General features: G+C 70.4%; 6 protein-coding genes. 3 read left to right on the forward strand and 3 right to left on the reverse strand.

Annotation, left to right across the window (positions count from 1 at the left end; genetic code table 11):
- Positions 1-23: 23 nt before the first annotated feature.
- Both ABD817_RS19335 and ABD817_RS19340 read left to right on the forward strand, forming a co-directional pair.
- The gene (locus ABD817_RS19335) at positions 24-1,352 is read left to right on the forward strand and encodes an SWIM zinc finger family protein (protein WP_344919371.1); all 1,329 of its coding nucleotides are present in this window, start codon (positions 24-26) and stop codon (positions 1,350-1,352) included.
- A complete protein-coding gene (locus ABD817_RS19340) occupies positions 1,349-4,561 on the forward strand; it encodes a hypothetical protein (RefSeq protein ID WP_344919372.1) in 3,213 nt (1,070 codons plus the stop codon). Before ABD817_RS19335 ends, ABD817_RS19340 begins: the two co-directional genes overlap by 4 nt.
- Before the next feature lie 69 nt (positions 4,562-4,630).
- On the opposite strand, the gene ABD817_RS19345 is transcribed toward ABD817_RS19340, so the two are convergent.
- Positions 4,631-6,349 carry an HAD family hydrolase gene (locus ABD817_RS19345; protein WP_344919373.1) on the reverse strand — a complete coding sequence of 573 codons (1,719 nt, stop codon included), beginning with the start codon at positions 6,347-6,349 and terminating at the stop codon, positions 4,631-4,633.
- A 461-nt stretch (positions 6,350-6,810) separates the two neighbouring features.
- On the opposite strand from ABD817_RS19345, the gene ABD817_RS19350 reads away from it, so the two are divergent.
- Entirely contained in the window at positions 6,811-7,710 is a 900-nt protein-coding gene (locus ABD817_RS19350) for a hypothetical protein (RefSeq protein WP_344919374.1), read from the forward strand.
- Positions 7,711-7,806: 96 nt separating this feature from the next.
- Here ABD817_RS19350 and ABD817_RS19355 read toward each other — a convergent pair whose 3' ends face one another.
- On the reverse strand, positions 7,807-8,349 hold the full coding sequence (locus ABD817_RS19355) for a hypothetical protein (protein ID WP_344919375.1): 543 nt from the start codon (positions 8,347-8,349) through the stop codon (positions 7,807-7,809).
- Between the two features lie 206 nt (positions 8,350-8,555).
- Positions 8,556-14,273, reverse strand: coding sequence for a ThuA domain-containing protein (locus ABD817_RS19360; RefSeq protein ID WP_344919376.1), 5,718 nt, complete (start codon positions 14,271-14,273; stop codon positions 8,556-8,558).
- Positions 14,274-14,376 lie beyond the last annotated feature (103 nt).

The following is a 14,376-nucleotide window of genomic DNA, read 5'->3' on the forward strand; positions in this document are numbered from 1 at the left end:
TGGGGTGATCTAACGTCCCGGCCATGACTTCAGCGACGCAGGCGTACACATACGCCGCGCCCTCCTCCCTCGTCGACGGTCGTCTCGGATTGGCGACCTCCGGCGGCAGGGCCCTGTCCGGCCCGGCCGTGGCCCCCCGGTTCTTCAGCGGCGTGGTGACCCAGGCGGCCCCCGCCGCCGCGGCCCTGCTCGGCGTCGCCGACGTGGCGCTGGCCCGCTACCACCAGCCGCAGGCGCGGCCCGGCTGGGTGCGCGACCCGGTGGTGACGTGCAACGGAGACCGGTTGCGCTTCGAGTCGTTCTCGGCCTGTGGCGGCGTGTACGCCCGGCTTGATCTGCTGAACGGCGCGCTCGACGGTGAGGTGTTCGACCGGGGCACCACCAACGTCGACGTGAACGCGCCGCTCCGGGAGGCGCTGGCGCGCATCGGCGCGCGCGACCCGCTGCACCTGGGGGTCGGGCTCGACGAGCTGGTCGTGACCACGATGGACGGCGCGGTGGTGGAGAAGAAGGTGCCGCTGCCCGAGCGCTGGCTCCGCGGCTTCGCCGAGGTGCAGGTCATCGCCTCGGGCATGGACCAGCGCGGTGAGCTGGCCGGTATGGCGGCGGTGCGGTTCGTGCGCGGGCTGCCCAGGAAGGGCACGGTGTGGGTGGTGCAGGCGGGGCGGGAGCTGAAGGTCTCCGACCGTCAGGTTTCGGGCTCGGTCCAGCTCGCCGGTCCCAACCGGCTCGGCACCCTCCTGCCGCTGCTGCGCTTCGCGAAGTCCTTGCGGGTGTACGGCCCGGCCGACGCCGCCTCCAGCGCCTGGGAGCTGGAGCTCCCCGGGATGCGCTACACCCTCACCCTCTCGCCCGAGCGCTGGCGCGGCTTCTCCGGTGAGGGCGCGGTGCTCGACGACCTGGCCACCGACGAGGCCGAGGACGACGCCGACGTGGTGGGCATGCTGCTCAACTTCGAGCCCGAGGTCGAGATCGGCCTGCTGGCCGACCGCGCGGGCATGACCGCCGACCGGGTGCGGGCCGCGCTGACGCGGCTCGGCGTCGCCGGCCGGGTCGGCTACGACCTGTCGGAGGCCGCCCACTTCCACCGCGAGCTGCCCTACGACAAGGACAACGTGATTCTGCTCAACCCGCGGCTGGCCAAGGCGCGCAAGCTCGTCGACGCGGGTGCCGTGCACTTCGAGGGCGAGCTGGCCATCGTCCACACCTCGGGCGGCGCGCGCCGGGTCTCGCTGGCCGACGGATCCTGCACCTGCGAGTGGTGGTGGGACCATCGCGGCTCCCGAGGGCCGTGCAAACACGTGCTGGCCGCCCGGATCGTCGCCCGCGCCGCCGTGGAGATCTCCCGGTGACCCTCTGGACGGAGATCTGTGAGCTGGTCACCCGCAACCAGGTCACCCGCCTGGCCGACCGGCTCGTCACGCTCACCGAGGAGGAGCGCGCCGAGCTGGGCGGGCGGCTGCCCGGCCTCGTCAAGGAGCTGCGCCGTGTCCACACCGAGCGGGTGCGCGCCCAGCGTCCCGACGACGACGACTTCGAGGAGATGGTCTCCTGGGAGGTCGGCGACCTGCTCGACAGGCTGGCCGGCGCGCTGCTGCTGACCGGTGTCGGCGTCATCACCGGCCCGGCGGCCGCGGTGACGTGGATGACCGGCCGCGACGTCAACCGCCGCTGGGCCGAGGACCCCGACGTCGCCCAGGTGTGCCGGGTGGCGGCCACCCGTCCCCCGGAGTGGCGGCGTGATGTCGCGGTCCGGCTGGCCCAGCGGGTGCGCCGTCCCGCCGACCGCGTCGCGCCGCTCGCCGTGGCGCTGCTGCGTGAGTCCGGCGCCGTGCCGCCCGACCACGACCCGCTGGTGGCCGCCTGGCTGGCCGCGCCGAGCGTGGCCGCCGACCCGCTCACCCCCGTGCTGCTGCCTCGTGTCTTCGACGCCGACGGCGCGGGCCGCGCCCTCCGTGACGAGCGGCTGGAGCCCCGGCCCACCCGCTGGCTGGCCACCGCCGCCCGCGAGCTGCCCAGGCAGCGGGTCCTCGACGGTTGCGTGAGCCGCTTCCTGCGCGGCGGAGAGGTGCAGGACCTGCGGTTCTTCGTCCGGCTGCACATGCTCCTCGACCCCACGCCCGCCGAGTCCGCGCCCCGCCTGCGCGACTACCTGCGGTTGTTGCCGTCGGCTCCGGGCACGGTCGCCGAGTTGGCCGCCGGGCAGGTGCGCGGGGCGATGCCGCTCGACCACGCCGACCTGGTCGAGGCGGTCGACGCGCTCACCTTCCGGGACGAGGCCAAGCTCGCCGCCACGGGCCTGCGCTGGCTCGACCAGGCGATCCGGGCCACCCCCGAGGCGGCCGCCGATTTCGTGACCGCGCTGACCACGGCGTACGCGCACAAGTCCTTCGACGTACGCAACCGCGCGGCCGAGCTGACCCTGAGACACGCCGACCTGTTCGCCGGCCACACCGGGGCGATCCTCGACGCGATCCCCCTGCTCCCCGCCGACGTGGGCGCGAGGCTCGCCGCCCGGTTCGGCGGGGAGAGGCCCGTCGAGGAGCTGATCGAGGCCAAGGAGTTCCCGCCGCTGCCCGAGGTGCCCGCACCGGAGCGGTTCCCCAAGCCGTCGATCTTCCCGAACTACCACGAGCGGTGGATCGGCTGGGAACGCTGGATGGCGGCGTTCGTCGCCGGGGTCGCGGAGAACCGGACGAACCTGCGCCGCAGGCTGAGGCCGCACATCGAGCAGCAGACGCGATACCAGCGGGACAGGAATGAGATCACCGACCCCGACGAGTGGCAGGCCGTGCTCGCCGAGGAGCTCGTCGTGCCCGGCACCCTGCCGGAGATCCCCCCTGTCGGCCCGGAGAAGTTCTGGGACGACCCGAGTCGCTCGTTCTCGGTCCGCACGGTCACCCGTGGCGAGGAGATCGAGCTGGAGCCGCCGAAACGGCGGATCACGGTGGTCGGCGGCTGGCGCCCCGGCCGCTACCTCGACGACGACACCCCGCTCCGCGCCATCTTCATCACCTGGACCAGCGACGACGGCCCGGCCGGTGCCGTGGCCGTCGAGGCCGGCGAGCCGATCCCCTTCGCCAACGGCCGGGTCTACCTGTACGGACAGCCCTCCGACGACGACCAGGCACCGGACACGGGCCCCGACAAGTCCCAGGAGTACGAGGACTTCGACGACGCCGTCCCGGATCACCGCGAGAGCCGTCCGGTGGAGCCCGGAGTCCTCTACGACGACTCGGTGGAGGCCATGCCGGAGTACGACCTGCGTCGCGTCTACGAGCGCATGGCCGACCTGGGAGTGAGCCCCGACCGGATCACGGCGATGCGGAAGGGCCTGCCGGTGCCCCCGCCCGGCCCGGACGAGCCGCTCGTGGCGGTCACCGTCGGCTTCGTCCCACCCCGGTTGCGTTCCTTCCAGCCTGAGCCGCTTCCTCCCCTGGAGGCGCGGCGGCGGCACCGGCTCCCGCACCCGAACCGTCTCTCGCCGCCGTCCGACTTCCTCGCCACCCGCTACGCGGAGCTGTACGAGGCCCTGCGCGCCGGTACGCTGCCGCCGGTGCTGCTGGCCACGCCGACGTGGATGACCGGCCACCTCGATCCCGACGTGCTGGCCGACCGGCTGGAGACGTGCGCCGCCGCGGGCGTGGAACCGCTGCGGGCCGATCTGACGCAGGCGCTGCTGCGACTACCCCGGGGCGGCCACCCGGCCGCCGCCGACCGGGCCGCGAAGATCGATTCCGCGGCGGCGCGCACGGCGGCCGAATGGCTGGCCGGGCAGGGCATGCCCGACCCGGAGTGCGGTCTCCGGTGGACCCACATGGTGGACGCGTCCATGGTCGAGTTCGGCGACGGCGAACCCGCGCACTTCACCGAGGTCCGCCTGACGCCGGTGCTCCAGGCCACGCCCACCGGCGACGAGCTCATCGACGAGGTGCTGCTGCGGCAGCCGTTCGACTGGTCGGACGAGGACCTGGGCAGCGGGATCGGCGGGTGGCCGGCCATGCTGCCCTCGCACCGCGAGGTGGTGGCCGTGAACATGCTGCCGTTCGTGCTCCGTAGCCGCTGGTACGCGAGCGTGACCCCGGCGGAGCTGTCCCGCCTCGCCGCCTGCGACGGCCCCGTGAGCGAGGCGACGGCGGTGATCATCGCTTTCCTGCTGGGGAGCGGCGTGTCCGGGACGATCCCGGTGGTCCTGCGGATGGCGGCCAGGGGCGACCTGCCCGCCGAGGCGATCGGCCGCCAGCTCGCGCTGGTGCTGCGCCGCACCTGGCTGGAGACCCGTCCCGCCATCGCGGCCCTGACCGAGCTGGCCGACGCCGGCGGCCACCACGAGGTGTGGCGCATCCTGCGCGCTCTGCTGCCCGGGATGTTGCCGGGCGAGGGGCAGCGCATCACCGTGACCCACACCGAACTCGTCGCCTTCGCCGCCGACGTGGCCCGCTGGACCGGCGCGCGCGGGGAGATCCCGGTCGTCGCCGAGTTCGCGCGCGACCGCCGGACGATCCGCTTCGTCCACGAGTGCAGGCGCCTTCACACCCAGCTCACCGGACCCACGTCATAACGAACCGCGCCGGGGCGCCTCGGAGTCTCCGGCGGTCCCGGCGCGGTTCACGCCGTACCGGCTGGAGAGTCAGGTGATTCCGCTCGGTTCGGCGGGGGCGGTGTAGCGGGCCTCGATGAGCTCGCGTACCCGCCCCCTGGCGTCGTCGACGGAATCACCGGGATCCTGCTCGACCTCGGCCACCTCGGCCGCCAGTTCCTCGTCCTTGATGCTGTCCGCCATCCACCGCGAATAGTCGCCCTGGCGCAGGTGGTGGTTCCACGTCTCCTCATCGACGCCGTCGGCGATGCGGCAGAACGCCATCAGGTTGCCGGCCCGCAGGTTCAGCGCCTTCTCGGGACCGCGGAAGTAGAAGCTGGCGTCCTCCCCGAGCTCGCCGGCCGCGTACTTGCGGCGGTGCCTCTGGCGCTCCTCCTCGGGCGGGGCCAGCCGCACCCTGACCGGCTCGCCGTCCAGCTCCCAGAACAGCAGCTCCCCGGTCGGCAGGTCGGGAAGGTCCTTGCCGGGAGCGTCGCGGCCGGTGGCGGCGGCGAACGCGCCCAGGACGCCCCCCGGCTCGTCCCCGACCGCGACGACCGTGTTGAGGGTCTTGACGACCGCCTCGCTGACCGCCTCGGGATGCACGGTGACCAGCAGGAGCCCGCCTATCTCGCGCAGCATCTCCACCGACTGCAGCCTGAACCCGTCGGGCATCATGTGGTGGGCCTCGTCGACCACCAGCCAGTGCGGGTGCCCGGAACCGGCCGGCAGCGCCGACAGGCGGGGCAGGAAGTCCTGGAAGAAACCCGGCCGGTCGTCGAGGGGCACCCCCAGCAGGTTGACCACGACGCTCTGCCCGACGTCCTGCAACACCTGGAGGATCTCCTCCTGGGTGGGCGCGCGCCGGACGTCGCCGAGCACGGCCGCGCCCTCGATCCCGTCGGTGTAGTCGCCCTCGGGGTCGATCAGGCAGAACTGGTAACCGGCCCTGGTGATCCGCTCCAGCAACGCGGCCGTGACGGTGGACTTGCCGCTGTGCGAGGGCCCGGCGACCAGCATGCGCATGCCGTACGGCGGGAACCGCACCTCTCCGGCGTCGTCGGTGCCCAGGAGCAGGCGGTGGCGCGTCACGTCCACGTCGGACAGGTCGTCCTCCATGAGCCGGTCGATCAACTCGACGACCCCGGCACCGCGCTCGCGCTCGGTCACCAGGTCACACCGTTCCTTGACGGCGGGGAGCGCGTTGGCGACCGCGACCGCGCACTCGCACGCGGCCAGGAACGCGTGGTCGTTCTCGGCGTCGCCCACGCCTACCGTGCTGTGCGCCGACATCTCCAACTCGGCGAGGGCGGCGGCGAGGCCGGTGGCCTTGTTGACGCCCGAGGGCAGGACCATCACCGCGCCCTTGTTGAAGATGACCTGCATCTCCAGGCCGAGCTCGCGGATGGCGTTGAGAACGGTCTCGGCGTGGGGTTCCGAGGTGGCCACGATCACCGAGCCGACGCTGAGCGGCTCCACGTCCAGCTCGCGCAGGCGTTCGACGAGGGCCTCGGGCGGCGCCTCCGCGAGGATCGAGCTCTCCTGTTCGTCGGGACGGTACAGCACGGCCCCGTTCTCGGCGACGACCAGGTCGAACAGGTCCAGCCGCGCGAAGTCGCGGGTGAGGGATTCGATTTCCCTGCCGGTCACCATGACCAGCCGCCTCCCCGAGCGTGCGAGGCGTTCGAGCGCGTCCAGGGTGTCGTCGTCGACGCGGCCCTCGGTAGCCAGCGTCCCGTCGTAGTCACAGGCCAGAACGTGATAGCGCATGCCGGGCCACTTACCCCACCGCGGGGAGGGAAACGGGATGCGGGGTGAACTTCTCCTGGCAGGAAGACGCTCCGACGGCGGAGGGGGACCGCCGAGCGTGACGAGACGACGGCCACCCGGAAGACCGGACGCCCGGCCGAGGCTCCTCTTCGGCCTTCGCGCACGGAGAACGGCCCCCGATTTTTAATCCATTGGATTTGTCCGATATGGCGCGCTATTGAAATGTGGCGAACACCGATCATCGGCCTCGCCCCGCTTCACGTCTATGGAAAATGTCTCGTCTTCCACTTGTGCGGCGGAGCCTGGGGATACTCTGCGCAGGGTGGATGCCACGGCCGGTCCCCGGATGCGGGTGCTGCGCATATTCCGGCCGCAGGGCAAAGACGTCCGAACTCCCGACCCCGGAGCATGCCGTGCCGCACGATGAGCCCACCGTGTCATCGCTCTCACCAGGAACGAGAGTGAGCGACGAGCAGCTTGACCACACCCTGCAGGAGCTGGCGGCGGTGGTCCGTCAGGCACTCGACGACCTGGCCGCGGCCGACCGGCTCCTGGACGACCTCAGCGCCAGGCAAGAGCGAACACCGGTGGACCGCTGCCCGGACATCGACCCGCGGATGGCGCTGATCAGCGAGCAGGTCCTGCTCGTGGAGGAAGCCCGCAATCGTCACGAGGAGATCGCCTGCAGGCTCACCGCATGGTGGGCCGATGTCGCGGTGTGCGCTGTTCTGGGGGTGATCCAGGGAAGGTCTCTCACCCTCGCTCGCGTGGCCGCCGCCAACCCGTACGGGGAGATGGGGGAAGAGGCCCTCGCCTTTCTTCCCCCCATCTCGGATCATGACCGTCAGCTCGCCGAACTCGCCATTCTCATGGACGACAGCTGGGCGCCCGGTCTTGACCCGGTCGGGGGTGTGAGGTTCGCGTCCGAGGTCGGGTTGAGGGCCGCGTTCTCTCCGTCCGGAGAGAGGAGGGTCGTCGAGGACGGGTTCCCGGAGGGCAGGCGTCGACGTTTGTGGGGCCAGGTATGGATCCGGCATCAGATACCGCTGTTGCCGTCGAGTGCCCACATCGTGCGATCGCTGGAGGCGGCGGTCGCGCCTCCTGCCTCGATCAACGCCATCCGCGAGGCATCCGAAGCCGTGGAGGTGGCGCTGGCCGCCGAAATACGTGCGTGGGCCCTCGAAGAGGGAGAAGAGGGAGAAGGGCCGGTGATGCCCGAGGATGAGGAAAGCGCGTCCCAAAGGCGCGCCGAGATCGATGCGCTGTGGCGGCAAGCACGCGAGCTCCTGCCGTCGGTCGCCTCGTACTCCCAGGTCCTCACCGATCACCTGGGCACGATCCGGGACGCGCGACACCGCTGAGCGGGTTTTTGATCCGCGGGTTCGCGGGTTCGCGGATTCGGGAGTTCGTTCGGGGTTCGAGCCTCGGGGGCACGGTGGTCCTCCGGCCCCCGGGGGTCAGCCGGAGACGTTCCGGCGGCGGATAAGGACGATCATGACCGCGACGGCGGCCAGTGCGGCGGCGACGATGACGCCGATCTGGAGGGGCAGGTCGTCCGACGAGCTCTCCTGGGCGCGTTCGGCCAGTGCCGTGCTGGACACCGGAGCGGCCGCCGCGGGGAGCTTGATGTCCTGTGCCTTCACGGTCGCCGACTTGCTGGCCTCGGCGGGCTTGGTGGCGGTCACGGTGACCTTCCACTCACCCGCGGGGAGCGGCTCGGCCGCGTTGTAGAGGTTCTGGCCCTCGGGGGCCGACTTCAGCGGGATCGGGCCGAAGGTACGGCCGTCGGGGGCCTTCGCGAGCAGGGTCGCCGCGACGATGTCGGTGACCGGGCGGCCGTCCTTCTTCCAGGTGAACAGCACGTTGACGTTGCGGGCGCCGTCTCCGGCGACCTCCAGGGCGAGGGGGGAGTCGAGCGCGGCGGAGGCGGCCGGGGCGCCGAGCAGCAGCCCGAGCCCGGCCAGCAGGATGGTCGCGGCGTATCTCAGGGCCTTGTTCACGGGTCGTGGTTCCCTTCCGGGTTCGGCGACGGGTTCGGTGACGGGTTTGGCGGTGGGTCCGGCGACGGCGGTCCGGTGGCCGTCCGCCGTCGCCGGAGTACAAACCGGAGTACGAACCGGGGTGCTCCGTGCCGTGGGGCACCCCGGCTACGGATCCATCGGGGGTGCCGGACTCAGGGAAGGAGTCCGGCACCCCCCGGGTCGACTTACACGGGCGTGCCGCCGTTGGCGACGATCAGGGCGTTGGCGTCACGCAGGAACGTGGCCTTCACCGCCGCGTTGGAGACGGTCTTCGGGTCGTTGACCGCCTCGATGAAGCGCTCGAGCTTCTTGACGATCTTCTTCTTGTCGCGCTCGCGCTCCTTGTCCTCGGACACCATGACCTTGGAGATCTTGTCCTGGAGCTTCGCGGCACCGGTGGCCGTCAGCTGCCCGGCCGCCTCGAAGCGCTCGATCAGGGCGGAGATGTCGTCGGTCGAGGTGACCGTCTTGAACGCGACCGACTGCTCGTACGTGCCGCCGGACTCGGTCGTGACGGTGACGGTGAGCGTGTGCTCGCCCAGGGCCAGCTTGTGGAGCTGCAGAACGGTCCCGGACGTGAACGGCTGGCCGTCCAGCGTGCCGGTCACGGTCTTGACCCCGGCTCCGGCGACCTCCCAGGCGATGGTGAGGTCCTGGCTGTCGCCGTACTCGGTACCGTCCGCGACACCGGAGATGAGGATGGTGGGCTCGGTGCCCCCCTCCTCGATCTTGATGGTCGCGGCCTTGGTCTCCTCGACGTTGCCGGCCTTGTCGGTGGCGCGGTAGCGCAGCTCGTGGTCGCCGACACCGGTGACGTTGACCGTCGTGGTGTAGGGCGTCCAGTCGCCGCCGTCGAGGGCGTACTCGATCTTCTCCACACCGGACGTCGCGTCCGCCGCGGCGAGGGTCACCGGCACGGTGCCCTGCCCGACCGGGAGGAAGTCCGCGGTCGTGGTGGGCGCGGTCGCGTCGACCTTGACGGCGAGCGTCTTGGTCGCCTCGACGTTGCCCGCCTTGTCGACGGAACGGTACGCCAGGGTGTGGTTGCCGTCACCGGTGATGACCACCGGCTCCGCCGCCAGGTACGTGGTCCAGGCGCCGTTGTCGAGCTGGAACTCGGTCTTGTCGACGCCGCTGCCCTGCGCCTCGTCGGCACCGGCCAGCGTGACCAGGATCAGGCTGTTGAACCACCCGTTCGCCGGCTGGGCCGGGTCGGGGGTGGCCGTGGTCACCGGAGCGGTCGAGTCGCCCGTACCGCCGCCACCGTTGAGGCGGAAGTAGTCGAACTTGACCGTCTTGGACGCCTGCTGCGCGGTGCCGATGGTGTACACACCGATCTTGCCGTTGCCGACGGCGGTGTTCGTCACCGCCTGCGCGAACTCGGTCCACGTGGTGCCGTCGGCGGAGTAGGAACCCTTGAAGCTGGTGCCCTCCTTCTTCAGGCGCAGGTGCCAGACGCCCTGGGTGAGCGAGCCGATCTGCGGCTGCGGGTCCAGGACGGTTCCGGCGACCTCGCTGCGCAGCTCGATCCGCCGCGCCACCGCGGAACCCGCGGTGTTGTCGACGACGTAGTCGAGCTTCACGTAGTCGTCGTCACCGGCGTAGACGATCAGGCCGCCCTGCTGGTACTGCTCGTTGAGCGCCGACCCGTCGACCTTCGTCTCCAGCGTCCAGTCGCCACTCGGCGCCGTCTGCAGGATGAAGTTCTTCGGGTTGGTGTTGCCGGTCCCGAAGATGTCGCCGGCCTGGGTGTCGATCTCCAGGTTGCCACCGGTCACCCGGGTGGCCGAGCTGTCACCGCGGACGATCGCGTTCCAGCGGCAGGTGTCGAGGGACGAGCCGTTGAACTCGTCACTCGGCGCCGGCTGACCCGCGGTGTCGTCGGGGCTGATGTGGAACCAGTCGAAGGAGGCGTCGACGATCGGGCGGTTGCCCGTGCTCGCCAGGGCGAACATGCCGATCCTCGGGTTGGTGATCCCGGCGAGCGCCTTGGTCTGCGGCATCGCCGTGAAGGTGGTCCCGTCCGCCGAGTAGTGGGCGGTGAGGTTGGTGCCGTCGCTCATGAACCGCACGTACACCGTGTCGGGGTAGGCGTCCCCGAGGTTGGCCGTGTTGCTCTGCGCCACCTCGTTGGGCGTGCCGTTCTCCTCCCGGATGAACTGGAAGATGCGGGCGGCGTGGTCGTTGGTTCCCCGCGCCTGGAGCACCATCTTGGCGTAGTTGTTGTCGTCGCCGTACACGATCAGACCCGCCTGCTGGTACATGTCGCGGGCGTTCAGCGTGAACTTGGTGGTGGCCGTCCAGGCCCCCTCCGGCGTCGGCTGGAGCACGAGGTTGGTCGTGGTTCCGGGGGCGGTGCCGTAGATCTCGGTGAGCGACGTCGGCAGGACGAGCTTGCCGTCCGCGACCTTGAGGTTCTGGTCCTCACGGACGACCGACCAGCGGTCCCGGTCGAGCGCGGTGCCCAGGAAGTCGTCGGAACGACCGGTCAGGCACGCGGTGCTCGACGGGTCCACCTTGATGGAGACCGTCTTGCTCGTCGAGGCACCCTTGGCGTCGGTCACGGTCACCGTGGCGGTGTACGTGCCGGGCGCGGTGTAGGTGTGGCTCGCGTTGGCGGTGGTCGGCTCCGGCGAGCCGTTCACGCCGAAGTTCCACTTGTACGTGAGCGGGGTGTTGTTGTCGGGGTCGGTGGCGGTCGAGGTGAAGTCGACCTTCAGCGGGGCGACGCCCGTGGTCGGGGTCGCCGCCACGGTCACCGTCGGGCGCTGGTTGTCGGTGGCGCCCTGGCCGATGAAGTCGACCCAGTTGAAGTTGAGCAGGTAGGCGTCGTTGGCCGCGCTCGCCGGCTTGCGCACGATGAAGAACAGCGGGCCGGTCGTCGCCGGGACGTTGGTCAGGTCGACCGTGACGTCCTTGTACGTCTGCCAGCCGCCGGTCGGCGTGATGTCGACCGAGCCCACCAGGGTCCCGGTGTCGGCGTTGCCCGTCTTGATCTGCACGGTGCCGCCGGCGCCGCCCGAGGATACCCGGAACCGGACCTGGGAGATGCCGCCCAGGTTGATCGGGGTGTAGCCCCAGTAGTCGCCGTCGTTGGTGAAGCCGATGTTCTGGGCGCCGCCCTGCGGGTCGGTGCTCGTCTCGGTCTGGACGCCGGCGGCGTCGGTGCCGGTGCCGTTCGCGACCCGGCCGGTGGACGAGAAGTGCTCGGCCTGCTTGCGCTTGGGCTGGAGGATGACCTCGGCCCGCCCGGTCAGCGACTGGGCGCCACCCGAGCCCCCCTTGTCGGCGTAGGTCGCCTCAAGGATGTAGAACAGGTTGTCGTCGATGCCGTGGCCGCTGTCGGACAGCGTCTGGATGGTGCCCTCGCAGCCCTCGTGCTGGTCGAGCGGGTGACCGTGGCTGTCGTGACCCAGGTACGCCTGGATCTTGACGTCGTCACAGTCGACCGTGCCGTCCTCGGCGTCGGTAACGACGATCTTGTAGTTCACCTGGTCGCCGAACTCGAAGAACGCGCCGTTCGGCGGCAGCTCGAAGGTCACCTTCGGACGGGTGTTGCCCGCGGTGATCGGCAGGTTCGCCGTGCCGGTGAGGCCGTCGGGGTTGCTGACGGTCAGGACCGCGCTGTACTGCCCGGCCTCGGTGTAGGTGTGCGAGGGGTTGGCGGCGGTCGAGTCGGTGGTGCCGTCGCCGTCGAAGTCCCACGCGTAGGTGATCGGCTTGCCGTCCGGGTCGCTCGATCCCTGGCTGGAGAACTGCACGGTCAGCGGAGCCGGGCCGTCGGTCTTGTCCGCGGAGATGCGGGCGATCGGCGGGCGGGTGCCCTTGACGTACTCGATGCGGTAGATCCCGGAGTCGGCGTTGTCGCCGCCGAAGCCGGAGCCCCACTCGATCAGGTACAGCGCGCCGTCCGGACCGAACTTGATGTCCATGGGGCGCTTGAAGCTCATCGCCCCCAGGATCTGGTTGATCTTGATCTGGGCGTTGCCGGCCTCGTTGAGCTGGAACGAGAACATCTTGTTCGTGTTCCACTCACCGAAGATCGCCTTGCCGTCCCAGTAGGCCGGCCACTTGACGGGCGACTCCAGGTCGGCGTCGTAGCGGTAGACCGGGCCCGCCATCGGCGCGCCGCCGTTGAGCTCGGGGAAGGAGTTCGGGTTGGTGGCGCCGGTGTACGGGATCGCCGCGGCGATCGCCGGGGGCAGGTTGGTCAGGCCGGTGTTGTTGGGGGAGTCGTTCACCGGCGCGGCGCAGTTGTACGCCGCCCCCGACGTCTTGGTGGCGAAGTTGTAGTCGATGTACGGCGTGTTGTCGCCCACGCAGTACGGCCAGCCGTAGTTGCCCGGCTTGCTGACCAGGTTCCACTCGACGGTGCCCCGCGGGCCACGGGTGGCGCTCGCGGCACCGGCGTCGGGTCCGTAGTCGGCCACCATCGGGAAGCCGGTCTTCGGGTCCAGGCCCATGCGGAACGGGTTACGGAAGCCCATGGCGTAGATCTCGGGCTTGGTCTTGTCCGTGCCCGGCGGGAACAGGTTCCCGGCCGGAACGGTGTAGGTGCCGTCGTCCTGCGGGGTGATGCGCAGCAGCTTGCCGCTCAGGTCGTTGGTGCTGCCCGAGGTGCGCTGCGCGTCCCACGAGGACCGGCCCGCCTGCTCGTCGGTCGGCGTGAAGCCGTCCGAGGCGAACGGGTTGGTGTTGTCACCGGTGGCCAGCCACAGGTCGCCGGTCTTGTGGTCCATCATCATGCCGCCACCGTGGTGGCAGCACTCGGCCCGCTGCACCGGCACGTTGAGGATGACCTTCTCGCTGGAGAAGTCGAGCGCGTCGCCGTTGACCGTGAACCGGCTCAGCCGGTCGACGTTCTGGCCCGTCGGCGAGTAGAAGAGGTACAGCCAGTTGTTGGTGGCGAAGTTCCGGTCCAGCGCCAGGCCGAGCAGACCGCTCTCGTTGGCGGTGAACACGTTGATGCGACCGGCGGTCACGGTCGAGCCGGTGGTCTTGATGATCTTGACGTCACCCAGGCGGTCGATGTAGAAGACCCGGCCGTCCTTGGCGATGTCGGTCATCATCGGGTTCGCCGTGTTGTCGTCGAGGGTGACCTTCTCGAAGCTGCCGCTCTGCGAGGCCGAGCAGTCGGCCTTCTCGGCGCCCGCCGCGGTCTTGATCCCGCCGAGGAGCATCTTGGTGAAGTTCGGCTCGGCGAAGCTCTCCTTGGTGTGGCCGAGGCCGGTGTACCAGGAGCGTCCGCCGTCGTAGTCCTGACACCAGGAGATCGGGTGGTCGATGCCCTGCGTGGAGCCGGTGTAGGACTTCTGGTTCATCGACTGCAACACGTGCACGTTGTTGCGCGGGTTGGCCTGGAAGTCGTACCACTCGTCGACGCGGGTCCACGAGGTCGGCAGGTGCGAGGTCGACGGGTGGGCGAGGTCCTCGGTGAGAACCGTCGCCTGCTGGGTGGCCGGGTGCGACTTGAAGTACGCGCCGACGAGCTTGCCGTACCACTCCCAGTTGTAGCCGCTGTCGGAGGCCGCGTGGATGCCGGCGAAGCCGCCGCCGCCCTGGATGTAACGCTCGAAGGCGGCCTTCTGGTCCGGCGTGGTCACCGGGTCGCCGGTCGTGGACATGAAGATGACGGCCTGGTACTGCGCCAGGTTGGCGTCGGTGAACTGGGCGCTGTCCTCGGTCGTGTCGACCGCGAAGTTGTTCTCCTGGCCGAGCTTCTGGACCGCGGCGATTCCCTCGGGAATCGAGTCGTGCCGGAAGCCGCTGGTCTTGGAGAAGACCAGCACCTTGAAGGCGGGATCGGCGGCGTTCGCCGAGGCCTTGGACGCGGTCGCGGCGTTCGCGGGCGACGCCATGAGTGTGAAGACGGGAACCAGGGGCATGACGAGGGCCAGGGCCACCGTCGCCGCCGTCCGGCGTAGGGAGGAGGTTTCGGTTATTGGCAGGATCTTGGAGAACCTGGCCCACGTTCGAGAACGTGGTGACATGGGGTGATTCCTTCCC

It is taken from the genome of Streptosporangium oxazolinicum, from assembly GCF_039537505.1.
Classification (GTDB): Bacteria; Actinomycetota; Actinomycetes; order Streptosporangiales; family Streptosporangiaceae; genus Streptosporangium; species Streptosporangium oxazolinicum.